Here is a 26,502-nt window from a genome sequence, read left to right as displayed (position 1 = left end):
TGAGGAGCTAAGTTCAGAGAACATCTTTTTTACGCTTTGTTATTCAGTACCAGCTGGCCGTTTCCATCCAGTGGAATTTGGGTGCCCGGGTCTTTATCCATGCGGATTTTGCCCTGCTGATCGCCAATTTTGTAGGTCACGTCATAGCCCAGCATTTTTTCCGACTTGTCATAGACGGTTTTACAGCGCTGCTGGGTCGTGGTGTAAGTATCGTTATCCTGCATTGCGCCCTGCACCTGGTTACCGGCATAGCCGCCACCCAGCGCGCCGACCACGGTCGCGACATCTTTACCCCGGCCACCGCCAAACTGGTGACCAATCACCCCACCAGCTACCGCACCCAGTACAGAGCCGGCAATACGGTTTTCATCCTGTACCGGACGACGGTGGGTTACGGAGACGTTACGGCACTCCTGACGTGGGGTTTTTACGGTTTCTTTAATAGGCGTTGCAGAAACCACCTGCGCATACTGCGGGCCGCGATCTAAAACGTTGAGACTGGCAACAGCAGCCACACCTAACGCAGCTGCGACGCCGATCCCTATACCCGCCAACATTGATTTATTCACGGGACTTCCTCCTTTGTTGCTATTGGTAACAATTCTGCTATGGAGGCGCGGCTTCGCCAATAAGACAAAGGATCAAAAAGTGGACATCGGGGAGAGATATATCGCGTTTAGGAGAACTCTTAGGCACCTAATCCACGACGAGCAGCATGATATGCTAAAAAATCCCTCCGGAGGGCCCGGAGGGAGTGAAAGATTAGTGCAGCTTCAGACGTGGACGAATGACGCGGTTGATTCTGCCCACCAGCATCATCAGGCCCGTTTTAAAGTAGCCGTGCAGCGCGATCTGGTGCATACGGTACAGGGAGATATACACGAAGCGTGCAATGCGCCCTTCCACCATCATCGAGCCACGCATCAGGTTACCCATCAGGCTACCGACGGTAGAGAAGTTTGACAGCGATACCAGAGAACCGTGGTCTTTATAGACATACGCCTTCATTGGCTTGCCTTTGTACTGCGCCAGGATGTTGTGCAGCACCAGGCTTGCCATCTGGTGCGCGGCCTGAGCGCGCGGCGGCACGAAGCCCCCTTCAGGACGCGCGCAGGAGGCACAGTCACCAATAGCGAAGATTTCAGGGTCGCGCGTGGTTTGCAGCGTCGGCTCGGTGACCAGCTGGTTAATGCGGTTCGTCTCCAGACCACCGATATCTTTCATAAAGTCAGGCGCTTTGATACCTGCCGCCCAGACCATCAGATCCGCTTTGATGTACTCGCCGTCTTTGGTGTGCAGTCCACCTTCGTCAGCGCTGGTCACCATGGTCTGCGTCAGGACGCGCACGCCCAGTTTCGTCAGTTCATTGTGCGCTGCGCCGGAAATGCGCGGAGGCAGCGCAGGCAGAATACGCTCACCCGCTTCAACCAGCGTCACGTTCAGCGCTTCGTTAGTTAACCCTTTGTAACCGTAGCTGTGCAGCTGTTTAACCGCATTGTGCAGCTCTGCGGACAGCTCAACGCCTGTCGCGCCGCCGCCGACAATGGCAATGTTAACCTTGCCATTCGCACCCAGATTGCTGGTGTACTTCAGGAACAGGTTCAGCATTTCCTGATGGAAACGACGCGCCTGGTGCGGGTTATCGAGGAAGATACAGTGCTCTTTAACGCCCGGCGTGTTGAAGTCGTTGGAGGTACTTCCGAGCGCCATCACCAGCGTGTCATACGCCAGCTTGCGCTCGGGGACCAGCAGCTCGCCTTTTTCATCACGCAGCTCGGCCAGGGTAATGGTTTTGCTCTCACGGTTGATGTCAACCACCGAGCCCAGTTGGAACTGGAAATGATGGTTGCGCGCGTGCGCCAGATAGCTCAGCGCGTCCACGCCCTCATCCAGTGAGCCGGTCGCCACTTCGTGCAGCAGCGGTTTCCACAGGTGGCTGTGGTTACGATCCACCAGCGTGATTTTGGCTTTTTTACCGCGCCCCAGCTTCTTGCCTAACTGTGTGGCCAGCTCCAGCCCGCCAGCACCACCGCCTACAATAACTATCTTTTTCAATGGCGTAGTCAACGTGACCCCCTCAAATTATTAACCAATTGTTAATTAAAAGTTATGAAAATAACCCTTAATTAACAACAGGTTACAGCACTGAAACCATTCAGGTGCATTGAGAATAACACGTCAGGCGCATTGGTCATACCAAAATTGATATGCATCAAGTTTTGATGGCTTAAAAGTAGACAATTCTGGATAAAAAGAAACCCGGTGCGCGTTCGCGACCGGGTTTCTGAAGTGGCAGGCTGTGGTTTAGCCCAGCGTTTTAAAGGCTTTGATGCGCTGGAGGTGCGGGGAGATGTTCTTGAACTTGTGGGTCTGCTCTTCGTCCCAGACGATCTCGTAATAGTGATGCAGCAGCTCTGCGGCTCGATGGCTGTTCAGTGCTTCATCATTACGCGAGAGGATCACCAGACAGCGATCGCGGTTTTTCTCACGGAAGTTGCTCACGCACTTGGTCGCAATATCGACATACTCTTCCGGGCGGTCAATTTTGCCTTCCATGTTCTCATTCGGGAAAAGGTTAGGATTGAAGACCACCTGGCGGATGTCGCACAGGAAGCCAATCCGCTCCGCCCAGTAGCCGCCCAGCCCTACGCCGCAAATCAACGGGCGATCGTCGACGTTAAGCTGCAGCATCTTGTCCACCTCTTTGAGCAGATGCTGCATATCATGCTTCGGATGGCGCGTACTGTAGCTAATCAGCCGTACATCGGGATCGATAAACTGCAGCTGTAGCACCTTCTCATGATTACCAGGACTGTTTGAGTCAAAACCGTGTAAATAGATGATCATTGTCTTCTCACCACGCTACGCCTTCCGGGAGGGTTTACAGGCTGGCTTTATGTGCCTGCCAGCGCTCATTCAGGTCTTCAAGCCGGGCGTTGACCGACTTCCAGCGCGCCGAATCCATCAGCTCCTGACGGCTAAATGAACCTTTATGATACAAATGCGTAACACGCTCTGCATTGATCGGTGACAGGTTATCCAACACGCTAACGGCACCTTTACGATTATTGCAGACCAGGATCATATCGCAACCTGCATCCAGCGAGGCCTGACCGCGCTCAGCATAGCTGCCCAGGATTGCCGCCCCTTCCATCGACAGGTCGTCGGAGAAAATGACGCCGTTGAAACCCAGCTCCTGGCGCAGAACGGTTTTCAGCCAGTGCGGGGAGCCGCTGGCAGGACGCGGATCAACGTCGCTGTAAATCACGTGCGCAGGCATAATGGCGTCCAGCTTGTTATCGGTGATAAGCGAGCGGAACACCGACATATCTTTGGCGCGAATTTCCGCTTCCGGACGCGGGTCGCGCGGGGTCTCTTTGTGGGAATCCGCCGTCACCGCCCCGTGGCCCGGGAAGTGTTTCCCGGTAGTTTTCATTCCCGCCTCGTGCATCCCGTCGATAAACCGGGTCGCCATTGCCAGCGCAATACGCGGATCTTCATGGTAGGAGCGCTCGCCAATCGCGGCGCTGATATGGCCCACATCCAGCACCGGGGCAAAGCTGATGTCGATATCCATGGCAATCATTTCGCTGGCCATCAGCCAGCCGGCTTCCTGCGCCAGTTTCCCACCTTCTTCCGTGCCGAGCAGCGCGGCGAAAGACTGGGCTGCCGGCAGGCGGGTAAAACCGTCGCGAAAACGCTGCACGCGGCCGCCTTCCTGATCGACGGCCACCACCAGATGATTGCGCGACGCGGCGCGGATCTGGCGCACCAGTTCACGCAGTTGCGCCGGATCGTGATAGTTGCGGGTAAACAGGATCAGGCCGCCCACCAGCGGATGCGCCAGAATTTCACGCTCCTCCGCATCCAGCTCAAACCCTTCTACATCCAACATGACTGGACCCACACTCACCTCTCTTATCCTTTCGTTTGTAACTGGCGCCAGGCATCGTCTGCCAGCGCAATAAATTGTTTATCTCTGGACTGCTGCAAACGCATCTCAAACCAGCCCGCCATCAGCATGATGACCCAGGGCCGCCAGCGTCTCACCTGCCATGCCAGCGCATCGGCGTTAAAGTGCGCAACGCTGGCATACTCTCTGATGAGTTTCTGCCGCGCGGCTTCACTTTCCGTCCAGACCGCGGCCAGCTCCAGCGCCACATCGCCGTCTCCGGCATATTCCCAGTCGATAAGCCTGGCGCCCTGTGGCGTATGCACGATGTTCCCGGCGTGCACATCCATATGTAACGGCGAGAGCCGAATCGGTTGCGGCTCGCCCGCTTTACGCAGCCGTTTGAGATGCGCAAGCCACACTGGGGTACGTCTTGCTGGAGAGGCTTGTTGCCAGTAGTTTTCCAGCAGTGGAAGTAAGTCGATTCGCCACCCCAGACGCTGTTGCTGGTGCAGATGATACAGCATCGCCGCAAGCGCTGGGGTGTCCGGGAGCGCGCTTTTCACCTCCCCCTCCAGATAGTCGACGGCCATCCAGCCCTTGCTGAAAAATCGGGGTTCAGGCACGAGATCCGACGGAAGGCGTTTGAGGGCGCGAAACTGACGGCGAAACTGGAAAGCCGGGGCGAAGGGATCGTGGTTCTGCCGCAAGACCAGACGGTGCGCGCCCCACGCTATAATGCAACTCGCGCCGCTAAGCCCGGAGTGGGCCTGCGGCGCGATAAGGCGGTACTGTGGAAAATAACGCGTCAGAATCTCTTCACGCGTGGTGTTATTGTTGCGTAACCGCACCTTTACCTGACCAGATAATTTCGCCTGTCTGAACCAGCATCAGCTGCATCTGCAGGGCTGGGGTATTCACGTTACCGGTCGCATTAGAGTACAGCACATACTGGGCGCCAACGTTGCGGGCAATGCCAATCGCCTTGCTGCGGGTGCCGAGGCTATCCTGCGGCGACAGGCCCAGCTGCTGTTTGGCTAACGCGAGCTGCTGAGCAGAGACCAGCGTAAACTTACCGTTGTTTGCCAGTGCATTGCGCAGCGTTTCTGTCGCTTCGCCCGCGTTCAGCGAACCGTTGGTACGGTTGTTCACGCTATCGACCAGCAGCACGCTGCCTGCCGTCACGCCCTGAGCCTGCAGCATTTTACCGACCATCGGCTGCATCGCACCGTTCCAGTCGTAATGGCGCACGCGCGGCGCAGGTTGTGAGGTCTGGTCCTGATGTTCAATCGGGCCAGGCTGTGACGGAATAGACGGTACAGACGGCACGGTTGGCTGGGTCTGCGTTGGCGGTGTCGGCTGCTCGGTACCCGGCTTTGCCTCTTCCACAGGTGCTGGCTGTTCTGTACGGGTCACACACCCTGCGAGGAACAGCGCGAATGCGGTCACGAGCGCATAACGGCTCATATTTTTAATCAAGGTTCACCCCTTAGAGATAAAGATAAAGTCTCACCTTATGCGCACCCAGATAGCTGGCGCTGTCATAGAGCGTTACCGACGACCTTGCCGGAAGAGTGACGCTGCGCGGCGCCTCCAGCGGGTGCATCTCAAGACCTCTTACGTCATACCAGAAAAAACGGTAGTGGACCGTCACCGGTTCATTTCTTTCGTTATAGAGCGTAGAGGAGGCAGAAGATTTAATTTCACTGATGGTCAGTGCGGGCTGTTGCGCCGTGATGCCCGCAGCCAGCACGGAGGATTCCATCACCAGCGTCTGTTCATCGCTGACGGGGATCGCCGGACGCGTGCTGCACCCCACAACCATCATCGTCATTACCAGCGCTGCAATACGCCCTTTAAACATGTTACAGACCTTTGTGAGCCAGCATCGGTCCCAGCGGACGTCCACCCAGCAGATGCATGTGAATATGATAAACTTCCTGGCCGCCATGACGATTACAGTTCATGATCAGACGATAACCGTCTTCCGCTATGCCTTCCTGCTCGGCAATTTTCGCCGCCACCGTCAGCATACGACCTAACGCCACTTCGTGCTCGGTTTTTACGTCGTTTACGGTCGGAATCAGAATATTAGGAATGATAAGGATGTGTGTCGGTGCCTGAGGGGAAATGTCCCGGAAAGCCGTTACCAGTTCATCCTGATAGACGATATCCGACGGGATTTCGCGGCGAATAATTTTACTGAAAATCGTTTCTTCAGCCATGACCTTTTCCTTTTTTGTTAGGTGCGTCCGCTGTTAACACACTCTCTGGAGGACTGTGTGACACAATTCAAGAGTATGAGCGAGTTTCTCCTGTCCTTTCAACCTTCTCCCCCGAATTCTTTGCTGAATATTCATCAGCTGACTGAAGAGTGACCGCTCGCGTGCCTTAACGGGCTGAAACATTATTTCAGTTTCGCACGACACATCTGTTTACAGCATTAATGGCAATGCGTATATTTCGCATTTGCATTTTCATGCGCATTTTTAACATAGAAAACGACGTCAGACCGTATTTGTGGGACTGACGCAAACACTCTTCACCGTTCATAAGGGTTTGATAATGTCTTTCATTGATCACACCAGGGATGGGCAACGTCAGCCTGTCGCAACGCCTTCGTTGCTGGCAGCCTGTATTGCTATGGCATTGACGCCAGCCGCCGCTTTCGCTGCATCAGCAACCGAAGACACCGTCGTCGTGGATGGAAGTTTTGACAATACGCAGGATCCTTCCGCAAGTCAGGACCGGGATTACAGCGTAAAAACCACCACCACCGGTACAAAGCTGTTGCTGGTTCCCCGTGATATCCCACAGTCCGTTAGCGTCATTAGCCAACAGCGCATGGCGGATCAGAACCTGCAGTCTATCGGCCAGGTGTTAACCAACACCACGGGCGTAACGGCGCAGGTGCAGGACAGCGATCGTACCGTCTTTTACTCGCGCGGATTTTTCGTCAGTAACTACGCGTATGACGACCTGCCCACCTCCATCAGCGAAGTGTGGAACTTCGGCGACACCGCCGCCGATACCGCGATTTACGACCGTATCGAAGTGGTTCGCGGCGCGACCGGGCTGATGTCCGGCACCGGTAACCCGGCGGCGTACGTCAATATGGTGCGTAAGCATGCGGACAGCAATGAGTTCAAAGGCAATGTCTCCGCCAGCTACGGCAGCTGGGACAAACAGCGCTACGTGCTGGATCTCCAGGCACCGCTGGTAGAGTCCGGGAAGGTACGGGGACGCCTGATTACGGGCTATCAGGACAACGACAGCTTCGTGGATAACTACCACTACCGGAAGAAGTTCCTCTACGGCGTGGTGGATGCGGACGTCACCGACAGCACCACCCTCTCTGTAGGGTATGAATATCAGGAAAGCCACACCGCCGATCCGACCTGGGGCGGATTGCCGACCTGGTACAGCGACGGGAGTAAAACCGACTACAATCGCAGCCAGACCGTCGCGCCTGACTGGGCCTACTCGGACAAGGATAGCACCCGCATTTTCGCTAACCTGACCCAGCGTTTCGACAACGGCTGGGAAGCGCACGTCAACGGCATGCACGCGGAGACCAACTTCGACAGCAAGCTGATGTATATGTCCGGCTATCCGGAAAAAGAGACCGGGGCGGGCATGGTTGGCTACGGCGGCTGGAACAGAGGTGAACGCAAACAGGATGCGGTTGATGCCTTCCTGCGCGGCGGCTTCGATCTTTTCGGCCGCCAGCATGAGATGATGTTTGGCGGCAGCTTCAGCCGACAGCGCAACCACTATGACAACAGAATGCCGGATGCGCTGTACGGCATGGTGGACGTGGGGAATTTCAAAAACTGGAACGGAAATATCGCCGATCCGCAGTGGACGCCGTGGAAGCTCTATAGCAAGGACGACATTCGCCAGTCCTCAGCGTACACCTCCGCCCGCTTCTCGCTGGCTGACCCGCTGCACCTGATCCTCGGGGCGCGCTACACCAACTACAACATTCGCTATAACCCGGCGGGCTCTCCTGACACCCGTCTGGAAAGCACTGAAGATGACGTAACGCCTTACGCGGGCTTGGTCTACGATATCAACGAAGACTGGTCGACCTACGTCAGCTATACCTCCATCTTCCAGCCGCAGGACAAGCGCGACGCCAGCGGACGTTATCTCGATCCAACCACGGGCAAAAGCTACGAAGCCGGTGTTAAAGCAGACTGGTTTAATACCCGTCTGACCACCTCGCTGGCGATTTTCCGCATCGAGCAGGATAACGTGGCGAGCAACACCTATACCTACATGCCGAGCGGTGAGTCGATTTATGAATCGCTGGACGGCGTGGTCAGCAAAGGGATTGAGTTCGAGCTGAACGGCGCCCTGACCGATAACTGGCAGCTGACGTTCGGCGCGACCCGCTACATTGCGGAAGATAAGAACGGCAGCGCTGTCAGTTCCGATCAGCCGCGCACGACAATGAAGCTGTTTACCCGTTATCAACTGCCAATGCTGCCGGCGCTGACGGTGGGCGGTGGCGTAAACTGGCAGAACAAAGTTTGGACGGATGTGGACGGTGGCCCGGCGGGACAATCCCGCGCAGAGCAAGGCAGCTACGGACTGGTTAACCTGTTCAGCCGCTATCAGGTCACCAAAGATTTTGCTATTCAGGCGAACGTCAACAACCTGTTCGACAAAGAGTATTACGATTACGTCGGCTCTTACGTGGTTTATGGCGCACCGCTGAACGTCTCAGTGAGCGCAAGCTACGACTTCTGAGTGTTGGCACAACAAACCACAGTAATAAAAAAGGCAGCCATTCGGCTGCCTTAGTCTCCCCAGGTCACAGCTTAGCTGTTGCGGATGTACTCATCCATTTCGGTTTTCAGGTTATCGGATTTAGTACCGAAGATAGCCTGAACGCCCGAACCTGCAACAACCACGCCCGCTGCACCCAGTTTTTTCAGACCCGGCTGGTCCACTTTCGCAACGTCGGCAACGCTCACACGCAGACGAGTGATGCACGCGTCCAGGTTAGTGATGTTCTCTTTACCGCCGAACGCAGCAACCAGTGCCGGAGCCATTTCGCTGGTCGCGCCTGCTTTGCTGTCTTCAGTTGCATCTTCACGACCCGGAGTTTTCAGGTCCAGTGCTTTGATCAGCACGCGGAAGATGGTGTAGTAAACAACGGCATAGCACGCACCCACGATTGGGAACAGCCACAGCTTGCTGCTGTTACCGGACAGAACGATAAAGTCGATCAGGCCGTGAGAGAAGGACGTACCGTCACGCATACCCAGCAGGATACAGATTGGGAACGCCAGGCCAGCCAGTACAGCGTGGATGATGTACAGGATTGGCGCAACGAACATGAAGGAGAACTCGATCGGCTCGGTGATACCGGTCAGGAACGAGGTCAGCGCTGCGGAGATCATGATACCGCCCACTTTTGCACGGTTTTCTGGCTTAGCAGAGTGCCAGATTGCAATCGCAGCAGCCGGCAGGCCGTACATTTTGAACAGGAAGCCACCAGACAGTTTACCTGCAGTTGGGTCACCCGCCATGTAACGTGGGATATCGCCGTGGAACACCTGACCTGCTGCGTTGGTGAATTCACCAATCTGCATCTGGAATGGAACGTTCCAGATGTGGTGCAGACCGAATGGCACCAGGCAACGCTCGATGAAGCCATAGATACCGAACGCGACAACCGGGTTCTGGTAAGCAGCCCACTGAGAGAAGGTCTGGATAGCGGAACCGATTGGTGGCCAGATGAAGGACAGGATCACGCCAGTGAAAATCGCTGCCAGACCAGAGATGATCGGAACAAAACGCTTGCCCGCGAAGAAGCCCAGATACTCAGGCAGCTTGATGCGATAGAAGCGGTTGAACATATACGCTGCAATCGCACCGGAGATGATACCGCCCAGAACACCGGTATCTGCCAGGTGTTTCGCGGCAATCTCTTCTGCAGGTAAATGCAGAACCAGCGGCGCAACCACAGCCATGGTTTTCACCATGATGCCGTAAGCAACCACTGCAGCCAGCGCAGAAACGCCGTCGTTATTGGTGAAGCCCAGCGCCACACCGATAGCGAAGATCAGAGGCATGTTAGCAAAGACGGAACCGCCTGCTTCAGCCATCACATGGGAAACTACGGCTGGCAGCCAGCTGAAGTTAGCAGAACCGACACCCAGCAGGATACCTGCGATAGGCAGTACGGATACTGGCAGCATCAGCGATTTACCGACCTTTTGCAGGTTAGCAAATGCATTCTTAAACATAATTGAGAGTGCTCCTGAGTATTTGTGCTTTTTTTACGCTTTCACGCATTGGCCCGGGGGGAGTACCGTGCCGTGGACAGGACATCTAAGCGCCCTTTATTTATTACACAGAGTAAAATAATTCCCTCTGAGTTTGTTTGACGGCTATCACGTTTCAGCTTAAGACGGTCGAAAAACTTTCAGTAATTTACAAAAAGCATGTCTGGATGTTTCTAAGAACACCGTCACCGCCCCAAATGAGGCGGTGAACTTTACTCGTTTTATTTATTAATTACGAGCCTAAAAAAAACAGGCTTATCAGACGGATTGCAGGCGGGCGGGGTCGATATGGAACAGCGCAGAGAAGTTTTGCGTCGTGACGCGGGCCAGCTCTTCGATACTGACGCCTTTAAGCACGGCCATGTACTCTGCGACGTCTCGCGTCATGGCCGGCTGGTTCTCTTTACCGCGATGCGGTACCGGCGCCAGATACGGAGAGTCTGTTTCCACCAGAATGCGATCGAGCGGGACATAGCGCGCAGCATCACGGAGCTGCTCAGCGTTACGGAACGTCACGATCCCGGAAAACGAAATATAAAACCCCAAATCAAGCAGTTTACCCGCCGTTTCTCTGTCTTCTGTGAAACAGTGTAGTACGCCACCGCAATCCGTCACGTTTTCTTCCCGGAGGATCGCCAGCGTATCGGCGCGCGCATCGCGTGTATGTACGATGACCGGTTTATTCAGTTCGCGGCCGATGCGAATATGGTTGCGGAAAGACGCCTGCTGGCGCGCTTTCGTTTCCGGCGTGTAAAAATAGTCCAGCCCGGTTTCACCCATCGCCACGACGCCCGCTTCTGCTGCCAGTCGGCGCAGCTCTTCTACGTCATACTCTTCATCCTGGTTCAGCGGATGAACGCCGCAGGAGAACACCACGTTATCGCGATCGCCCACCAGCTCACGCATTGAGCGATACCCTGGCAGCGTCGTCGCCACCGCAAGACAAAATTTCACATCGCGGGCAGCGGCTTTCGCCAGCACGTCATCCACGTCGTTGTGCAGGGATTGATAATCCAGGCCATCAAGATGGCAGTGTGAGTCGACTAAAAACATAATGTCTCTCTCAGAGGTGGGAAACAGGCGGCGTAACGCCCGGTTGCAGGTAGTGTTCAATACGCAGTAACTGGTCGGTCAGCAAAAGCTCGCGATTAAGACCCGTCACGGTTAAAAGCTGTTCGCGACTCTCGCAAACATCATGAAGGATAGCGTGCAGAGACGCGCCTGTAAGGCGGCTCGCCAGCATGTTCACCAGGGGCCACGCGTCCGGGTTAGTCAACAGCGTAGCCCCTTGCTGGATTTTTAGCGCATCGAGCAATAAGGAAGCCAGCCAGTGCAGACGCTCGACGGCCCGATCGCTATTCAGCGCAGGCAGTAAACTTAGCCAGTCCTGGTTGTTAAGTGAAGCCTCAACGGCCCGGCAGAGCGCTTCTCGCTGCGACCAGACGTCAGGCTGTAGTAATGCCAGCGCCGCCGCGGGGGCGCCGCTGCTGAGGCGCAGCGCAGACAACGCACTCTCCTGTGACGTTGTCACCTCTCGCTCAAGCCAGCTTAACGCCCACGATTCCTGAGGCACCGCCAGATGATGGAGACGACAACGGCTGCGCAGCGTCGCCAGTAAACGTCCCGGGTCCCGGCAGGAAAGGAAAAACCACGTCTTTTCCGGCGGCTCTTCCAGGGTTTTAAGCAGCGCGTTCGCCGCCGCCTCGGTAAGCAACGCAGCGTCGTTGAGCCAGACCACTTTTGCCCCGCCCAGACGCGCATGTTCGTACAGTTTCTCGCTGACTTCACGCACGGCATCAATGCCAAGCGCGCTTTTGCCCTTCTCTGGCTCAAGCGTGTAATAGTCAGGATGCGTGCCGGCCTGCATCAGCTGGCAGCCGCGGCATTTACCGCAGCTTTTATGCCCTTCCGGCTGCTGGCACATCAGAAAACGAGTGATGGCGTAGATCAACGCATCATCCCCCATTCCCGGCAACGCCTGAATCAGTAACGCATGATGCCCCCGACCGGCCTGATAGCTGGCGATCAGCTGTTCAAAGTGCGGGCGCAACCATGGATACCATTTCATGCCTGCTGCTCCTGTAGCCACTGCGTAACGGTCTGTTGAATATCGCGCGTGACGTCGTCCAGAGATTGCGTGGCGTCAATGGTACGAATTGCGCTGTCCCGTGCGGCCAGCTCAAGATAGCGTGCGCGCGTGCGGTTAAAGAAATCGAAAGACTCTTGCTCAATGCGGTCCAGTTCGCCGCGCGCGCGGGCGCGCCTGAGGCCCACTTCCGGGGTCACATCCAGGTAGAGGGTCAGGTCCGGGCGAAAATCCCCCAGTACGGCATCGCGAAGGGTTGCCAGCATCGCCTGGTCAATACCGCGTCCGCCGCCCTGATAGGCCTGAGTCGACAGATCGTGACGGTCACCGATCACCCACTTGCCGTCGGCCAGCGCAGGTTTAATCACGGTCTCAACCAGCTGGACGCGCGCCGCATAGAACATCAGCACTTCGGCTTTGTCAGTAATAACCTCGTCGCCAACGGATTTAATATCCAGCACCAGGCTGCGCAGTTTCTCCGCCAGCTGAGTACCGCCCGGCTCACGGGTAAAGACCATGTCAGCGACGCCAAGCGATTTCAGCGTATCCACTACCACGTTACGGGCGGTGGTTTTACCCGCCCCTTCGAGTCCCTCAATGACAATGTATTTACTGCGCATTTTTTTCCTTAAGTGCCTTCAGATAGTCCTGAACAGAGCGATTATGGCTGGCAAGGTTGGTGTTAAAGGTATGCCCCCCTTTTCCATCAGCCACAAAATAGAGGTATGGTGTTTTAGCCGGGTGCGCGGCGGCTTTGAGCGAAGCCTCGCTCGGCGTGGCTATCGGGCCCGGCGGTAAGCCGTTAATCACGTAGGTATTATACGCCGTTGGCGTCTCCAGATCTTTTCTGGAGATCTTACCGGCATAGCTCTCGCCCATGCCGTAGATAACGGTCGGGTCGGTTTGCAGACGCATGCCGATGCGCAGGCGGTTGATAAATACCGACGCGACCCGGTCGCGCTCAGCCGCCACGGCCGTCTCTTTCTCAATGATCGAGGCCATTGTCACAAACTGGTTTTGATCTTGATAAGGCAGCCCGTCCATGCGCCCTTCCCAGGCGGAATCAACTGCCTCGACCATCTTTTTGTGTGCCCGTTTAAGAATCGCCACATCGGTCGTGCCCGCCGTATACATCCAGGTGTCTGGCCAGAACCAACCTTCCACCCACTCAGGATGTTCAAATTTCAGCACCTCAGCGACCGTCTCATAGCGGTCATCTTTGAGCGTGTGCTTGATGTAAGGCGCATCACGCAGCTGCTTGAGGTAATCGCTTAAGCGCATCCCTTCAACAAAGCGCAGCGGGAACTGTGCCTCTTTACCGCTTTCCAGCAGCTGCAGCATCTCTCTGACGGTCATGCCGGGCGTAAAGCGATAGGTACCAGCCTTGAAGTGAGACAGTTCAGGCTCGATACGCAATAACCACTGGAACACGCGTGGACGGTTGATGATTTTATCCCCGTAAAGCTGCTCGCCCAGCGCCATCCGCCCGGTACCGGCTTTCAGGGTAAAAATCGTCTCGTCTTTAATCAGGATTTTACTGTCCGCCAGCTGGCGAACCTTCCATACTCCCGCTCCGCCGGCAATACCCAGCGCAACGAGCAGGAGAAGGACAAAGCGCAACATTTTCTTCATGACTTTTTGATTTGCTCACATATCGGGGCTAAAAACGTAAAGAGCTCTCGCGAAGACCAGCGCTGTTGACCATACGCCCGAACGGGTATAACAGGCATCAGCGCATTGCAGATCACAACTTCATCGGCGGACAGCAGCGCCTCTTCCTTCGCGTTTACTTCGACAACGCGAAAGCCTGCATGTGCCAGCTGTTGCAAACAAAACTGGCGCATGATGCCGTTAACCCCAGCCTGCTCCAGCGAAGGGGTGAAGACCTCACGGCCCTTCCGCCAGAGTAAATTAGCCGCACAGCATTCCGTAATGAACCCTTCGCTGTCAAGGACTAGCGCCTCATCGGCGGCCGTCTGTTCAAGATGAGTACGAATAAGCACCTGTTCAAGGCGGTTAAGATGTTTTATTCCGGCGAGCATAGGGTTTCGCCCCAGCCGTACCGGGCTCAGCGTCAGCGTTACCCCCTCCTCACGCCAGCGCGCATAGTGAGCAGGATACGCTGATACGGAAAGAATACGCGTGGGATGCTGACAGGCGGAACCGCTGTACCCTCGCCCGCCGCTGCCGCGGCTAAGAATAACTTTTAAAACGCCGTTTGTATTACCTGACGCCAGCCGGCGCATCTCGCGCTCGAGAGTGTCCCACTGCATGAAGGGAATCAGCAATTTCTCGCAGGCTTTTTGTAAACGACGGATATGGGCGTCAAGCAGGCTCACCTCACCGTCAAGAATACGCGCAGTGGTGAAACAGCCATCGCCAAACTGGATTGCCCTGTCGCTTGCCGGCAGCGTTTCTTGCTCAAGGCCATTAATTAAAAACATGGTGGCTCCTTATGCGTGGAGGCTCAGTCTGGCAGGATGTTAAAAGCCGGACAAGGGGATTTTCCCTAATAAAAAAGGCCCGCCAAGCGGACCTTTTTTTATAGCTTTCAGGCGGTCAGGCTCAGACCTTTTTGAAGATCAGAGAACCATTCGTGCCGCCAAAGCCGAAGGAGTTACACAGGGTGTACTCCATACCGCTAACCTGACGCGCTTCGTGCGGAACGAAGTCCAGATCGCAACCTTCATCCGGGTTATCCAGGTTGATGGTTGGCGGCACAGCCTGATCGCGCAGCGCAAGGATAGAGTAGATTGACTCTACTGCACCCGCCGCACCCAGCAGGTGACCGGTCATGGATTTCGTGGAGCTGACCATTACGCGGCTGGCAGCCTCGCCGAAGATAGACTTAACCGCCTGCGCTTCTGCTTTATCGCCTGCAGGCGTAGAAGTGCCGTGCGCGTTAACGTAGCCAATCTGTGCAGGGGTAATACCCGCATCACGGATCGCATTTTCCATCGCCAGCGCAGCACCCGCGCCGTTCTCCGGAGGAGACGTCATGTGATACGCATCGCTGCTCATCCCGAAGCCAACGACTTCAGCATAAATTTTCGCGCCACGTTTTTTCGCATGTTCGTACTCTTCCAGTACGAGCATACCTGCGCCGTCACCCAGCACGAAACCATCGCGGTCTTTATCCCACGGACGGCTCGCCGCCTGAGGGTTATCGTTACGGGTAGAGAGCGCACGCGCTGCGCCGAAACCACCAACACCCAGTGGGGTACTGGCTTTTTCAGCACCGCCCGCAACCATAGCATCTGCATCACCGTACGCAATGATACGCGCGGCCTGGCCAATGTTATGTACGCCAGACGTACACGCGGTAGCGATAGAGATGCTTGGCCCACGCAGGCCGAACATAATGGTCAGGTGACCTGCCACCATGTTAACAATCGTGGACGGAACGAAGAACGGGCTGATCTTACGCGGTCCGCCATTCATCAGCGATGTATGGTTTTCCTCGATCAGGCCAAGACCACCAATCCCGGAGCCGATAGCGGCGCCGATACGGGTTGCGTTCTCTTCCGTAATCTCAAGGCCAGAATCCTGCATGGCCTGAACGCCAGCGACAATTCCATATTGAATGAAGGCATCCATCTTGCGCTGTTCTTTGCGCGAGATGATCTCTTCACAGTTAAAATCCTTTACTAAGCCAGCAAATTTCGTTGCATAGGCGCTAGTATCGAAATGGTCGATTAGGCTGATGCCGCTCTGACCGGCAAGGAGAGCTTTCCAGGTGGACTCTACGGTATTGCCGACAGGAGACAACATGCCAAGTCCGGTCACAACTACACGACGCTTAGACACGTTTGTCCTCCAGGGAGGGATAAAAAAAGAGATACGTGGGACTAAAAAAGATAAAACTCAGGCGGTCGAATGACCGCCTGGAGATGTTCACTTACGCCTGGTGGCCGTTGATGTAATCAATGGCAGCCTGAACGGTGGTGATTTTCTCAGCTTCTTCGTCCGGAATCTCAGTATCAAACTCTTCTTCCAGAGCCATTACCAGCTCAACGGTGTCAAGAGAATCTGCGCCCAGGTCTTCAACGAAGGAAGCGGAGTTCACAACTTCTTCCTGCTTAACGCCCAGCTGTTCGCCGATAATTTTCTTAACGCGTTCTTCGATAGTGCTCATACTCTTAAATTTCCTATCAAAACTCGCTTTCGCGATGGTTTTCGTAGTGTATAAAATGTTGAAAAATTTGCAACTAAATCCCGGCAGGTCTTACCACGATTTTACGTTATTTTGAGGCCATTTGCCCTAATAACGCAAATATTTTCGATCGTGATTAAACCATGTACATCCCGCCGTTGACGTGGAGGGTCTCACCAGTGATGTAACCCGCTTCGTCAGAGGCTAAAAATGCAACCGCACTGGCGATTTCTTTAGGGTCGCCAAGACGACCCGCCGGAACTGCCGCCAGCGTACCCGCACGCTGATCATCAGTCAGCGCACGCGTCATGTCCGTTTCAATAAAGCCCGGAGCAACAACGTTTACAGTAATCCCGCGGGACGCGACTTCACGCGCCAGCGACTTACTGAAACCGATCAGACCTGCTTTCGCCGCAGCGTAGTTAGCCTGACCAGCATTTCCCATGGTACCAACCACAGAACCAACAGTGATAATACGACCATGACGCTTTTTCATCATAGCGCGCATTACCGCTTTTGACAGACGGAATACAGATGACAGGTTGGTTTCGATAATATCGTTCCACTCATCATCTTTCATTCGCATCAGCAGGTTGTCGCGAGTTATCCCGGCATTATTGACCAGAATATCCACTTCACCAAACTCTGCGCGAATATTTTCCAGAACAGATTCGATAGATGCAGGTTCGGTCACATTCAGTACCAGACCTTTACCGTTCGCACCCAGATACTCGCTGATGGCCTGAGCGCCATTCTCGCTGGTTGCTGTACCAATCACCTTCGCGCCGCGCGCGACCAGTGTTTCAGCAATTGCACGCCCGATACCGCGGCTTGCGCCAGTAACCAGGGCAATTTTTCCTTCAAAACTCATGGTATTCCTCTTTTATTGCGAGAGTGCCGCTGACATCGCTTCCGGCTCGTTAATCGCCGAGGCAGTCAGGGTGTCAACAATACGTTTCGTCAGACCGGTGAGGACTTTACCAGGACCGACTTCATAAAGGTGCTCAACGCCCTGAGAGGCCATAAACTCAACGGTTTTGGTCCACTGTACCGGGCTATAGAGCTGGCGAACCAGTGCGTCACGGATAGCCTCAGGCGCGGTTTCGCATTTCACATCGACGTTGTTCACAACGGAAATCGTCGGTGCGTTAAAGGTAATTTTTTCCAGCTCAGCCGCCAGTTTCTCGGCTGCGGGCTTCATCAGTGCGCAGTGAGACGGTACGCTGACCGGCAGCGGCAGTGCGCGTTTGGCGCCCGCGGCTTTACAGGCAGCACCGGCACGTTCAACGGCCTCTTTATGACCAGCAATAACAACCTGGCCCGGCGAGTTGAAGTTAACCGGAGAAACCACCTGCCCTTCAGCAGATTCTTCACACGCTTTTGCAATCGCGGCATCATCCAGACCAATAATGGCAGACATGCCACCCGTTCCTTCTGGCACCGCTTCCTGCATGAATTTACCGCGCAGTTCTACCAGGCGCACCGCGTCAGCAAACGCAATCACACCGGCGCACACCAGCGCAGAGTATTCACCCAGGCTATGGCCCGCGAGCAGCGCTGGCGCTTTACCGCCCTGCTGCTGCCATACGCGCCACAGCGCAACGGACGCAGTCAGCAACGCTGGCTGAGTTTGCCAGGTTTTGTTCAGCTCTTCGGCCGGACCCTGTTGGGTCAGCGCCCACAGATCATAACCCAGCGCATCAGAAGCTTCACGAAAAGTCTCTTCAATGACCGGGTAGTTTGCTGCCATTTCAGACAACATCCCAACGGTTTGAGAACCCTGGCCCGGGAACACAAAAGCAAATTGCGTCATTTTTTATTCCTTATACTAGAAACGAACCAGCGCGGAACCCCAGGTGAACCCGCCACCGAAGGCTTCAAGCAAGACCAGCTGGCCCCGTTTGATTCGTCCGTCGCGTACCGCTTCATCAAATGCGCACGGTACCGACGCCGCAGAGGTGTTGCCGTGACGATCCAGCGTCACCACAACGTTATCCATCGACATGCCCAGCTTTTTAGCGGTGGCGCTGATGATACGCAGGTTCGCCTGATGCGGCACCAGCCAGTCGAGTGCGGTGCGTTCAAGGTTATTTGCTTCCAGCGTCTCATCGACAATGTGCGCAAGCTCGGTCACCGCCACCTTGAACACCTCGTTACCCGCCATGGTCAGGTAGATGGAGCTGTCCGGATTAACGCGATCGGCGTTAGGCAGCGTTAACAGCTCGCCGTAGCGGCCATCGGCATGCAGATGCGTGGAGATGATACCCGGCTCTTCGGACTGCCCCAGCAGCACCGCACCGGCACCATCACCGAAAATAATGATCGTTCCGCGATCGGTTGGATCGCAGGTACGCGCCAAAACGTCAGCACCGATAACCAGCGCATATTTGACGGAGCCAGATTTAACATACTGATCGGCAATGCTCAGCGCGTAGGTGAAACCTGCGCACGCGGCGGCAACGTCAAACGCCGGGCAGCCTTTAATACCGAGCATGTTCTGCACCTGACACGCCGCGCTTGGGAAAGCATGCGTGGCAGACGTCGTGGCAACCACGATCAAGCCAATCTCTTCTTTATCGATACCCGCCATTTCGATAGCGCGCTGTGCGGCTTCGTAACCCATGGTGGACACGGTTTCGTCTGGCGCGGCGATACGACGTTCACGGATACCTGTGCGCGTGACAATCCACTCGTCAGACGTATCTACCATTTTTTCCAGATCGGCGTTGGTACGCACTTGTTTTGGCAGGTAGCTGCCGGTACCTAAAATCTTCGTATACATGTACGCTCAGTCACTTTTAGCTAATACAGATTCCAGGCGAGCGGCAATCCGCTGAGGGACTTGTCGCTGCACCGCCTGCACTGCCTGTTCAATGGCGACAGAAAATGCTCGCTGATTGGCGGCGCCATGACTCTTAATCACGATGCCGCGCAATCCTAACAGACAGGCGCCATTATACTGGTCGGGGTTGAGGTGACTGAATCGCCGCGTCAGGCTCTTTTGTAACCAACGCTTCAATAAAATCAACCACCAGGCGCTTTTTTTGCCTTCTCCCTGAGATTTCAGCAGAGAAAGGAACATGCGCACGACCCCTTCCATGGTCTTCAACGTTACGTTTCCGGTGAAGCCATCGCACACCAGAACATCCGTTTTTCCCGTCAGCAACTCATTGGCTTCGAGATAACCAATATAGTTGATGGAGGGAACCTGTTTGAGCATTTCAGCAGCGTCGCGAATGCTGTCCAGGCCTTTGGTCTCTTCTTCACCAATATTCAATAACGCAACGCGGGGATTGTTGATCCCGACCACGTCTTCTGCCAGCACCGACCCCATCACGGCGAACTGAGCCAGCATGGTACTATCACAATCCACGTTAGCGCCCAAATCGAGCACCACCGTTTTCCCCTTCTGCTGATGCGGTAACACCGTCACCAGCGCCGGGCGCTCAATGCCCTCAATCGGCTTGAGCAATAATTTCGACAGCCCCATCAGCGCACCGGTATTGCCGGCGCTGACGCAAGCCTGCGCTCGTCCTTCTTTTACCAGCTCCAGCGCCATGCGCATAGAGCTGCCACGGCTATTACGAATCGCCTGTGAGGGGCGTGCATCACTGGCAATAACTGACTGCGCAGGAATAATCTGCAGACGCGAACGTTGTTCAAAGTCAGCTTTTGCAAGTAATGGCGTGATTGTGTCGGGATTGCCGACTAAAAGAAGTGTGAGTTGCGAATTAGAATTCAGTGCCTGCAATGCTGCAGGCACTGTCACGGAAGGGCCAAAATCTCCCCCCATGACATCTAACGCCAGGGTTAGACGTGTCAAGGTATCGTCGCAGCCTGGTTCGGTAACTTCCCCGTTTGCACGGGGAAATCCTCACTAAGCCTAATCACGCTTTCGCGCGATTACTTAGTGATAACCTTGCGGCCGCGGTAGAAACCGTCAGCGGTGATGTGGTGACGCAGGTGTTTCTCACCAGAAGTCTTGTCTACAGACAGGCTGGTAACTGCAGTCAGCGCGTCATGGGAACGACGCATGCCACGTTTGGAACGGGTTGGTTTATTCTGTTGTACGGCCATGGACCTTACTCCTCAATTACTTACGCTTTAAGCTGGCTAATACGGCAAATGGGTTTGGTTTTTGCGCTTCATCAGGCAGTTCCCCAAAGACCATGTCCGCCTCGGACACTTCACAGTGTTCAGAATCATGCACCGGAACGACTGGCAAGGAGAGGATGATTTCATCTTCAACCAGAGCCAGAAGATCGATTTCACCGAATTCGTTAACCTCAATCGGCTCATACGCTTCCGGGAGTGCTTCAGCCTGTTCGTCAGAACGAACCGGACTGAAACAATACGTTGTGTGAACATGCTGTACAAACGGTTTCCCGCAACGCTGACACTCGAGCGTTACCGTTACCTTTGCATCACCGGTTAAAACGGCGAGACGCTGGTTGTCGATAGCGAACGACATGGAGCATTCTACATCACTGTCCACACTGACTACAGATTCGGCAATACGCTCGGCCTGATCAGAAGTATAGATACCTTCGTAATCAAGGCGTTTTTGAGCCGTACGAACCGGATCAAGAGTCAGGGGTAATTTTACCTTTTGCATAGGGCGCGCATATTAACTTTGTAACGTCATAGAGTCAAAGAAAAAGGCAACCAGAGCTGCCTTTTGCCAATTATTCGCACACATTGCGGCCTGTAGTTTAAAATGGCTGGCATCGATACGCTATATCTGGTGATAAAAATATGCCAAATCTCGTCCTTGCTTCCACTTCTCCCTACCGTCGAACGCTGCTGGAAAAGCTCGGGATCCCGTTTGAATGCGCCGCGCCAGAAGTAGATGAGACGCCGCAACCGGGCGAATCACCTCGTCATCTGGTAACGCGTCTCGCTAAGGAGAAAGCGCAATCGCTGGCCGCACGTTATCCTGCACATTTGATTATAGGCTCCGATCAGGTTTGCGTGCTGGACGGCGAAATCACCGGCAAGCCTCATACGGAGGAGAATGCCTGCCAGCAGCTTCTGCGTGCGCGGGGCACTATCGTGACCTTTTACACGGGCCTGGCGCTCTATAACTCCGCCTCCGGCCATCTGCAAACCGAATGCGAGCCGTTCGACGTGCACTTCCGCCATCTTAGCGAGCAGGAGATTATGGACTACGTGCGCCGGGAACGTCCGCTGAACTGCGCAGGAAGCTTCAAAAGTGAGGGGCTGGGAATTGCGCTGTTCGACAAGCTGGACGGTCGGGATCCGAACACACTGGTGGGATTGCCGCTGATTGCCTTGTGCCAGATGTTACGGCGAGAAGAGTGTAACCCGCTGATCGTGTAAGTTATGCCCAGCGGCGCTTCGCTTGCACGGGCCTACGGGTTTCGTAGGCCGGGTAAGCGCAGCGCCACCCGGCACATAATCAGCCGCGCAGAACCTTCAGGCAGCGTTTCAACTGCTCGTCCAGCGGCGCTTCAATACGGATAATTTCCCCGGTATTAGGATGGGTAAACTTCAGCGCTGCCGCATGCAGGAACAGACGCGACAGGCCCGTACCCGTCAGCTGTTTATCAAATTCCCGGTCGCCGTAGCGGTCATCAAACGCAATCGGATGGCCCGCAAACTGGGTATGCACGCGAATCTGGTGGGTACGCCCCGTCACCGGGCTGCAACGCACCAGCGTGGCAAACTCATAGCGCTCTTCAACCTTAAAGCGCGTCTCCGACGGTTTCCCTTCCTGGCTCACGCGCACAATGCGCTCGCCGCTTTGCAGAATGTTCTTCAGCAGCGGGGCCTGCACCACCTTCACGTGGGACTGCCACTGACCGCGCACCAGCGCCAGATAATCTTTCTGCATGCCCTTCTCACGCAGCTGCTCGTGCAGGGAACGCAGCGCTGAACGCTTTTTCGCTACCAGCAGCACGCCTGAGGTATCACGGTCCAGGCGGTGAACCAGTTCGAGGAAACGGGCTTCCGGACGCAGCGCACGTAACCCTTCAATCACGCCGAAGCTCAGACCGCTACCACCGTGGACCGCGGTACCCGATGGCTTATTCAGCACCAGAATATGATCGTCCTCATAAAGGATGACATCGCTCAGGGCCGCGACTTTTTGCAGCTTCGGCGAAACCACCTCTTCTTCACGTTCAGCCACGCGCACCGGTGGAATACGCACTTCATCACCGGCTTCGAGCTTATACTCAGGCTTCACGCGTTTTTTATTCACCCGCACCTCGCCCTTACGCAGGATGCGGTAAATCATACTCTTTGGCACGCCCTTCAGTTGGGTGCGCAAGAAGTTATCGATGCGTTGCCCCGCGTAGTCATCCGCGATAGCAACCATTTTTACGGCTGGAGTCTCTGTTTTCATGGTTGGCGATTCTAAATATCGTCAGCCATTAGCGCCACTCATTTTTCTATGCTTATATTTACTTTTATCCGGCCTGCGCCCCGTTTCACGCAATCGATTTGGTGGTTATTAAACCAATCACCACCTTGAGGTGAAGAAACTGTGAGTAACCGGGTGATAATTGGTAAAAGTCATCTTGCTATAACCCGGCGAGCAGTGGAATAATGGGGCTGTTTTCCGCGTTAAATCCGGGTTTTGTAAGGATGTCGACGGAATGACCAATTTTGTCTGACCGATCATCCACGCAGCAATGGCGTAAGACGTATTGATCTTTCAGGCAGTTAGCGGGCTGCGGGTTGCAGTACTTCCCGGTATAAGGATTGTTCTCTGGAGAGTTCTACCCAGGCAATTCCCCTGATAATTGCGCTGTGTTTCCGTATGAAATACAGGCAACCGACACTCTGCGCCTCTTAAGCGAGCGACAACCGTGAGGTTGGCGACGTGAACAGACACGAGGCCATCGGTTCATACCCCGGAAAGCGTCACCTTGCCCGCAGCTTTGTCGTCAATGTAAGAATAACGAGTAAGTTACGATGAAAAGAATGTTAATCAACGCAACTCAGCAAGAAGAGTTGCGTGTCGCCCTTGTGGATGGGCAGCGCCTGTACGATCTGGATATCGAAAGTCCTGGACACGAACAGAAAAAAGCGAACATTTACAAAGGTAAAATCACCCGCATTGAACCAAGCCTTGAAGCTGCATTTGTCGATTACGGTGCTGAGCGTCATGGTTTCCTCCCTCTGAAAGAAATCGCCCGCGAATATTTCCCTGCAAACTACAACGCCCATGGCCGCCCAAACATCAAAGATGTTCTGCGTGAAGGTCAGGAAGTTATCGTTCAGATCGATAAAGAAGAGCGCGGCAACAAGGGTGCCGCACTGACCACCTTTATCAGCCTGGCGGGGAGCTATCTGGTGCTGATGCCAAACAACCCGCGCGCGGGGGGCATCTCTCGCCGTATCGAAGGTGATGACCGTACCGAACTGAAAGAAGCGCTGGCAAGCCTTGAGCTGCCGGATGGCATGGGGCTTATCGTGCGTACCGCGGGCGTGGGCAAATCTGCCGAAGCGCTGCAGTGGGACCTGAGCTTCCGTCTGAAGCACTGGGAAGCTATCCAGAAAGCCGCAGAAAGCCGCCCTGCTCCGTTCCTGATCCACCAGGAAAGCAACGTTATCGTGCGTGCCTTCCGTGATTACCTGCGTCAGGACATCGGTGAGATTCTGATCGATAACCCGAAAGTGCTTGAGCTGGCTCGCCAGCACATCGCCGCGCTGGGTCGTCCGGATTTCACCAGCAAAATTAAACTGTACACCGGTGAAATCCCGCTGTTCAGCCACTATCAGATCGAATCCCAGATCGAGTCCGCCTTCCAGCGTGAAGTGCGCCTGCCGTCTGGCGGTTCTATCGTTATCGATACCACCGAAGCGCTGACCGCTATCGACATCAACTCCGCGCGTGCAACCCGCGGCGGGGACATCGAAGAGACGGCCTTCAACACCAACCTTGAAGCCGCTGATGAAATCGCCCGCCAGCTCCGCCTGCGCGACCTGGGCGGTCTGATTGTTATCGACTTCATCGACATGACCCCTGTTCGCCACCAGCGCGCGGTTGAAAACCGCCTGCGTGAAGCGGTGCGTCAGGATCGTGCGCGTATCCAGATTAGCCACATCTCGCGCTTCGGCCTGCTGGAGATGTCCCGCCAGCGTCTGAGCCCGTCGCTGGGTGAGTCCAGCCATCACGTCTGCCCGCGCTGCTCCGGCACCGGTACCGTGCGTGATAATGAATCTCTGTCTCTCTCTATCCTGCGTCTGATTGAAGAAGAAGCGCTGAAAGAGAACACCAAAGAGGTTCACGCCATTGTGCCTGTGCCGATTGCCTCCTACCTGCTGAACGAAAAACGTGCAGCGGTCAGCGCAATCGAAGCGCGTCAGGGCGGCGTTCGCTGCATCATCGTTCCAAACGACCAGATGGAAACCCCGCACTATCACGTGCTGCGTGTCCGTAAGGGCGAAGAGACCAGCACCCTCAGCTACCTGCTGCCGAAGCTGCATGAAGAAGAGATGGCGCTGCCTTCCGATGAAGAACCTGCCGAGCGCAAACTCCCAGAGCAGCCTGCGTTAGCGACCTTCATTATGCCTGAAGCACCACCGGAAGCGGCGCTGGAAAAACCTGCAGCCAAACCGGCGGCGCAGAAACCAGAAGCAACGTCAGTGAAAGCCCAGCCGGCGCAACCGGGTCTGCTGAGCCGCTTCTTCGGCGCGCTGAAGAAGATGTTTGCGGGTGAAGAAGTTCAGCCAGAGCAGCCGAAAGAAGAACCTAAAGCAGCCAAACCTGAACGTCAGCAGGACCGTCGCAAGCGTCAGAACAACCGCCGCGATCGTAACGACCGCAGCGACCGTAACGAGCGTCGTGACAGCCGTTCAGACAATAACGAAGGCCGTGAGCAGCGCGAAGACAACCGTCGCAACCGTCGCGAGAAACAGCAGCAGAATGTTGAAGATCGTGAAATTCGCCAGCAGGCGGGCGATGAGTCCGAGAAGAGCAAACAGCGCGACGAGCAGCAGCCACGCCGCGAACGCAACCGTCGTCGTAACGACGAGAAGCGTCAGGCGCAGCAGGAAGTTAAAAACCTGAACCGCGAAGAGCCCGTTGAGCAGCAGGACGGCGAGCAGGAAGAACGTACTCAGGTGATGCCTCGTCGTAAGCAGCGCCAGCTGTCACAGAAAGTGCGCGTTGGTGCGGCTCCGGTAGAAGAAACCACCGTAGTTGCGGCTGAAGCGGCAGAAACCGCAACAGGCACGCAGGTTGCAAAAGTTGACCTGCCAGCCGTCGTGGACAATAACGTTGAGCAGGATGAAAACGGTGAAAACCGTGACAACGCAGGTATGCCGCGTCGCTCCCGCCGTTCTCCGCGTCATCTGCGCGTGAGTGGCCAGCGTCGTCGTCGCTACCGTGACGAGCGTTATCCGACTCAGTCTCCAATGCCGTTGACCGTGGCGTGCGCGTCACCAGAAATGGCATCCGGCAAAGTCTGGATCCGTTATCCGGTCGCTCGCCTGGAGCAGGCTGTTGAAGAGCAGGCTGTGACCGAAGAGGTGATTGCTCCTGTAGCCGCGGTTGAAGATGCTGTGACCGAAGCAGCAACCGTGGTTGAACCTCAGGTTGTTGAAGCAGCAGAACCACACGCAGTGGACGTCGAAACCACCCATCCTGAAGTGATTGCCGCGCCGGTTGATGCCGCACCGCAGATTATCGCCGAAGAAGATGTCGTGGTGGCTGAGGAAGTCGCTGAAGAGGCTGAACCTGTAGCCGCAGTGGAAGAAGCCGCTGAAACCGTCGTAGAAACCACCACTGAAGAAATCGTTCAGGACGTTGAGATTCAGGTTGAACCGGTTGTTGAAGAAGCGAAAGCGCCTGAAGTGGAGCCAGAGCCGGTTAAGGTTGTTACCGCTCCTGCGCCTGCTCACGTTGCGACAGCGCCGATGACGCGCGCTCCGGCACCAGAGTATGTGCCTGAAGCACCGCGTCACAGCGACTGGGTTCGCCCGGCGTTCAGCTTTGACGGTAAAGGCGCTGCAGGCGGCCACAGTGCAACGCATCAGGCGACGGCACCAGCGACGCGTCCACAGTCTGTCGAATAACGACGCAGAAAGTAAAAAGCCGACC

At 55.3% G+C, this 26,502-nt stretch carries 26 protein-coding genes; 3 read left to right on the top strand and 23 right to left on the bottom strand.

Annotation, left to right across the window (positions count from 1 at the left end):
* Positions 1–29: 29 nt before the first annotated feature.
* The 8 genes from IM303_RS01575 to hinT all read right to left on the bottom strand — a co-directional run bounded on the left by IM303_RS01575 (position 30) and on the right by hinT (position 6,117).
* Positions 30–569, bottom strand: coding sequence for a glycine zipper 2TM domain-containing protein (locus IM303_RS01575; RefSeq protein ID WP_028012731.1), 540 nt, complete (start codon positions 567–569; stop codon positions 30–32).
* Between the two features lie 193 nt (positions 570–762).
* The gene (locus tag IM303_RS01570; protein WP_028012730.1) at positions 763–2,067 is read right to left on the bottom strand and encodes an NAD(P)/FAD-dependent oxidoreductase; all 1,305 of its coding nucleotides are present in this window, start codon (positions 2,065–2,067) and stop codon (positions 763–765) included.
* Positions 2,068–2,304: 237 nt separating this feature from the next.
* A complete protein-coding gene (gene ycfP, locus IM303_RS01565) occupies positions 2,305–2,847 on the bottom strand; it encodes an alpha/beta hydrolase YcfP (RefSeq protein ID WP_008500781.1) in 543 nt (180 codons plus the stop codon).
* A gap of 34 nt (positions 2,848–2,881) precedes the next feature.
* Positions 2,882–3,907 (bottom strand): beta-N-acetylhexosaminidase, encoded by a 1,026-nt coding sequence (gene nagZ, locus IM303_RS01560; protein ID WP_193359595.1) that lies wholly within the window; start codon positions 3,905–3,907, stop codon positions 2,882–2,884.
* Positions 3,908–3,918: 11 nt separating this feature from the next.
* Entirely contained in the window at positions 3,919–4,743 is an 825-nt protein-coding gene (thiK, locus tag IM303_RS01555; RefSeq protein ID WP_193359517.1) for a thiamine kinase, read from the bottom strand.
* Positions 4,724–5,368: a penicillin-binding protein activator LpoB gene (lpoB, locus tag IM303_RS01550; RefSeq protein WP_088205017.1), complete on the bottom strand. Its 645-nt coding sequence runs from the start codon at positions 5,366–5,368 to the stop codon at positions 4,724–4,726. Before lpoB ends, thiK begins: the two co-directional genes overlap by 20 nt.
* Positions 5,369–5,381: 13 nt before the next feature.
* Entirely contained in the window at positions 5,382–5,756 is a 375-nt protein-coding gene (locus IM303_RS01545; RefSeq protein ID WP_041910507.1) for a YcfL family protein, read from the bottom strand.
* Position 5,757: 1 nt separating this feature from the next.
* Positions 5,758–6,117, bottom strand: coding sequence for a purine nucleoside phosphoramidase (gene hinT, locus IM303_RS01540; protein WP_006809243.1), 360 nt, complete (start codon positions 6,115–6,117; stop codon positions 5,758–5,760).
* Between the two features lie 340 nt (positions 6,118–6,457).
* On the opposite strand from hinT, the gene fhuE reads away from it, so the two are divergent.
* Positions 6,458–8,647 carry a ferric-rhodotorulic acid/ferric-coprogen receptor FhuE gene (gene fhuE, locus IM303_RS01535; protein ID WP_193359516.1) on the top strand — a complete coding sequence of 730 codons (2,190 nt, stop codon included), beginning with the start codon at positions 6,458–6,460 and terminating at the stop codon, positions 8,645–8,647.
* 71 nt (positions 8,648–8,718) lie between these two features.
* Here fhuE and ptsG read toward each other — a convergent pair whose 3' ends face one another.
* The 14 genes from ptsG to yceD all read right to left on the bottom strand — a co-directional run bounded on the left by ptsG (position 8,719) and on the right by yceD (position 21,045).
* A complete protein-coding gene (gene ptsG / locus IM303_RS01530) occupies positions 8,719–10,152 on the bottom strand; it encodes a PTS glucose transporter subunit IIBC (protein WP_028012724.1) in 1,434 nt (477 codons plus the stop codon).
* A gap of 297 nt (positions 10,153–10,449) precedes the next feature.
* Positions 10,450–11,244 carry a metal-dependent hydrolase gene (locus tag IM303_RS01525; RefSeq protein WP_028012723.1) on the bottom strand — a complete coding sequence of 265 codons (795 nt, stop codon included), beginning with the start codon at positions 11,242–11,244 and terminating at the stop codon, positions 10,450–10,452.
* Between the two features lie 10 nt (positions 11,245–11,254).
* Positions 11,255–12,259 carry a DNA polymerase III subunit delta' gene (gene holB / locus IM303_RS01520; protein ID WP_045261638.1) on the bottom strand — a complete coding sequence of 335 codons (1,005 nt, stop codon included), beginning with the start codon at positions 12,257–12,259 and terminating at the stop codon, positions 11,255–11,257.
* Complete coding sequence (gene tmk, locus IM303_RS01515; protein WP_041910511.1) at positions 12,256–12,897, bottom strand: dTMP kinase; 642 nt, start codon at positions 12,895–12,897, stop codon at positions 12,256–12,258. Before tmk ends, holB begins: the two co-directional genes overlap by 4 nt.
* Positions 12,887–13,909 carry a cell division protein YceG gene (yceG, locus tag IM303_RS01510; RefSeq protein ID WP_049136778.1) on the bottom strand — a complete coding sequence of 341 codons (1,023 nt, stop codon included), beginning with the start codon at positions 13,907–13,909 and terminating at the stop codon, positions 12,887–12,889. The genes tmk and yceG overlap by 11 nt, the downstream gene beginning before the upstream one ends.
* Positions 13,906–14,721, bottom strand: a complete 816-nt coding sequence (pabC, locus tag IM303_RS01505; protein WP_193359515.1) for an aminodeoxychorismate lyase — start codon at positions 14,719–14,721, stop codon at positions 13,906–13,908. Before pabC ends, yceG begins: the two co-directional genes overlap by 4 nt.
* Positions 14,722–14,842: 121 nt before the next feature.
* Positions 14,843–16,084 carry a beta-ketoacyl-ACP synthase II gene (fabF, locus tag IM303_RS01500; protein WP_045630098.1) on the bottom strand — a complete coding sequence of 414 codons (1,242 nt, stop codon included), beginning with the start codon at positions 16,082–16,084 and terminating at the stop codon, positions 14,843–14,845.
* A 91-nt stretch (positions 16,085–16,175) separates the two neighbouring features.
* Positions 16,176–16,412, bottom strand: a complete 237-nt coding sequence (gene acpP / locus IM303_RS01495; RefSeq protein WP_003857954.1) for an acyl carrier protein — start codon at positions 16,410–16,412, stop codon at positions 16,176–16,178.
* A gap of 154 nt (positions 16,413–16,566) precedes the next feature.
* A complete protein-coding gene (gene fabG / locus IM303_RS01490) occupies positions 16,567–17,301 on the bottom strand; it encodes a 3-oxoacyl-ACP reductase FabG (protein WP_010429699.1) in 735 nt (244 codons plus the stop codon).
* Between the two features lie 12 nt (positions 17,302–17,313).
* Positions 17,314–18,243: an ACP S-malonyltransferase gene (fabD, locus tag IM303_RS01485; RefSeq protein ID WP_028012717.1), complete on the bottom strand. Its 930-nt coding sequence runs from the start codon at positions 18,241–18,243 to the stop codon at positions 17,314–17,316.
* Between the two features lie 15 nt (positions 18,244–18,258).
* Positions 18,259–19,212, bottom strand: a complete 954-nt coding sequence (locus IM303_RS01480; RefSeq protein WP_041910515.1) for a beta-ketoacyl-ACP synthase III — start codon at positions 19,210–19,212, stop codon at positions 18,259–18,261.
* A 6-nt stretch (positions 19,213–19,218) separates the two neighbouring features.
* A complete protein-coding gene (gene plsX, locus IM303_RS01475; protein WP_028012715.1) occupies positions 19,219–20,253 on the bottom strand; it encodes a phosphate acyltransferase PlsX in 1,035 nt (344 codons plus the stop codon).
* A gap of 80 nt (positions 20,254–20,333) precedes the next feature.
* On the bottom strand, positions 20,334–20,507 hold the full coding sequence (gene rpmF / locus IM303_RS01470; RefSeq protein WP_003857964.1) for a 50S ribosomal protein L32: 174 nt from the start codon (positions 20,505–20,507) through the stop codon (positions 20,334–20,336).
* 16 nt (positions 20,508–20,523) lie between these two features.
* Complete coding sequence (gene yceD, locus IM303_RS01465; protein ID WP_021240759.1) at positions 20,524–21,045, bottom strand: 23S rRNA accumulation protein YceD; 522 nt, start codon at positions 21,043–21,045, stop codon at positions 20,524–20,526.
* Between the two features lie 140 nt (positions 21,046–21,185).
* Here yceD and IM303_RS01460 point away from each other — a divergent pair, with 140 nt between their 5' ends.
* Positions 21,186–21,770 carry a nucleoside triphosphate pyrophosphatase gene (locus IM303_RS01460; RefSeq protein ID WP_059354893.1) on the top strand — a complete coding sequence of 195 codons (585 nt, stop codon included), beginning with the start codon at positions 21,186–21,188 and terminating at the stop codon, positions 21,768–21,770.
* Positions 21,771–21,849: 79 nt separating this feature from the next.
* Here IM303_RS01460 and rluC read toward each other — a convergent pair whose 3' ends face one another.
* On the bottom strand, positions 21,850–22,797 hold the full coding sequence (rluC, locus tag IM303_RS01455) for a 23S rRNA pseudouridine(955/2504/2580) synthase RluC (RefSeq protein ID WP_193359514.1): 948 nt from the start codon (positions 22,795–22,797) through the stop codon (positions 21,850–21,852).
* Positions 22,798–23,369: 572 nt separating this feature from the next.
* Here rluC and rne point away from each other — a divergent pair.
* Positions 23,370–26,477 carry a ribonuclease E gene (gene rne, locus IM303_RS01450; RefSeq protein ID WP_193359513.1) on the top strand — a complete coding sequence of 1,036 codons (3,108 nt, stop codon included), beginning with the start codon at positions 23,370–23,372 and terminating at the stop codon, positions 26,475–26,477.
* Positions 26,478–26,502 lie beyond the last annotated feature (25 nt).

The sequence above is a fragment of the Enterobacter cloacae complex sp. P38RS genome (genome assembly GCF_014930775.1).
Classification (GTDB): Bacteria; Pseudomonadota; Gammaproteobacteria; order Enterobacterales; family Enterobacteriaceae; genus Enterobacter; species Enterobacter bugandensis.
The sequence above is the reverse complement of the archived record's forward strand: the minus strand, read 5'-3'. Positions and strand labels throughout refer to the sequence as shown.

Coding starts and splice junctions, on each gene's coding strand:
- ycfP (WP_008500781.1), bottom strand. CDS start 2,847: ATGATCATCTATTTACACGGTTTTGACTCAAACAGTCCTGGTAATCAT.
- IM303_RS01545 (WP_041910507.1), bottom strand. CDS start 5,756: ATGTTTAAAGGGCGTATTGCAGCGCTGGTAATGACGATGATGGTTGTG.
- hinT (WP_006809243.1), bottom strand. CDS start 6,117: ATGGCTGAAGAAACGATTTTCAGTAAAATTATTCGCCGCGAAATCCCG.
- fhuE (WP_193359516.1), top strand. CDS start 6,458: ATGTCTTTCATTGATCACACCAGGGATGGGCAACGTCAGCCTGTCGCA.
- ptsG (WP_028012724.1), bottom strand. CDS start 10,152: ATGTTTAAGAATGCATTTGCTAACCTGCAAAAGGTCGGTAAATCGCTG.
- IM303_RS01525 (WP_028012723.1), bottom strand. CDS start 11,244: ATGTTTTTAGTCGACTCACACTGCCATCTTGATGGCCTGGATTATCAA.
- holB (WP_045261638.1), bottom strand. CDS start 12,259: ATGAAATGGTATCCATGGTTGCGCCCGCACTTTGAACAGCTGATCGCC.
- tmk (WP_041910511.1), bottom strand. CDS start 12,897: ATGCGCAGTAAATACATTGTCATTGAGGGACTCGAAGGGGCGGGTAAA.
- yceG (WP_049136778.1), bottom strand. CDS start 13,909: ATGAAGAAAATGTTGCGCTTTGTCCTTCTCCTGCTCGTTGCGCTGGGT.
- pabC (WP_193359515.1), bottom strand. CDS start 14,721: ATGTTTTTAATTAATGGCCTTGAGCAAGAAACGCTGCCGGCAAGCGAC.
- acpP (WP_003857954.1), bottom strand. CDS start 16,412: ATGAGCACTATCGAAGAACGCGTTAAGAAAATTATCGGCGAACAGCTG.
- fabG (WP_010429699.1), bottom strand. CDS start 17,301: ATGAGTTTTGAAGGAAAAATTGCCCTGGTTACTGGCGCAAGCCGCGGT.
- fabD (WP_028012717.1), bottom strand. CDS start 18,243: ATGACGCAATTTGCTTTTGTGTTCCCGGGCCAGGGTTCTCAAACCGTT.
- IM303_RS01480 (WP_041910515.1), bottom strand. CDS start 19,212: ATGTATACGAAGATTTTAGGTACCGGCAGCTACCTGCCAAAACAAGTG.
- rpmF (WP_003857964.1), bottom strand. CDS start 20,507: ATGGCCGTACAACAGAATAAACCAACCCGTTCCAAACGTGGCATGCGT.
- yceD (WP_021240759.1), bottom strand. CDS start 21,045: ATGCAAAAGGTAAAATTACCCCTGACTCTTGATCCGGTTCGTACGGCT.
- IM303_RS01460 (WP_059354893.1), top strand. CDS start 21,186: ATGCCAAATCTCGTCCTTGCTTCCACTTCTCCCTACCGTCGAACGCTG.
- rluC (WP_193359514.1), bottom strand. CDS start 22,797: ATGAAAACAGAGACTCCAGCCGTAAAAATGGTTGCTATCGCGGATGAC.
- rne (WP_193359513.1), top strand. CDS start 23,370: ATGAAAAGAATGTTAATCAACGCAACTCAGCAAGAAGAGTTGCGTGTC.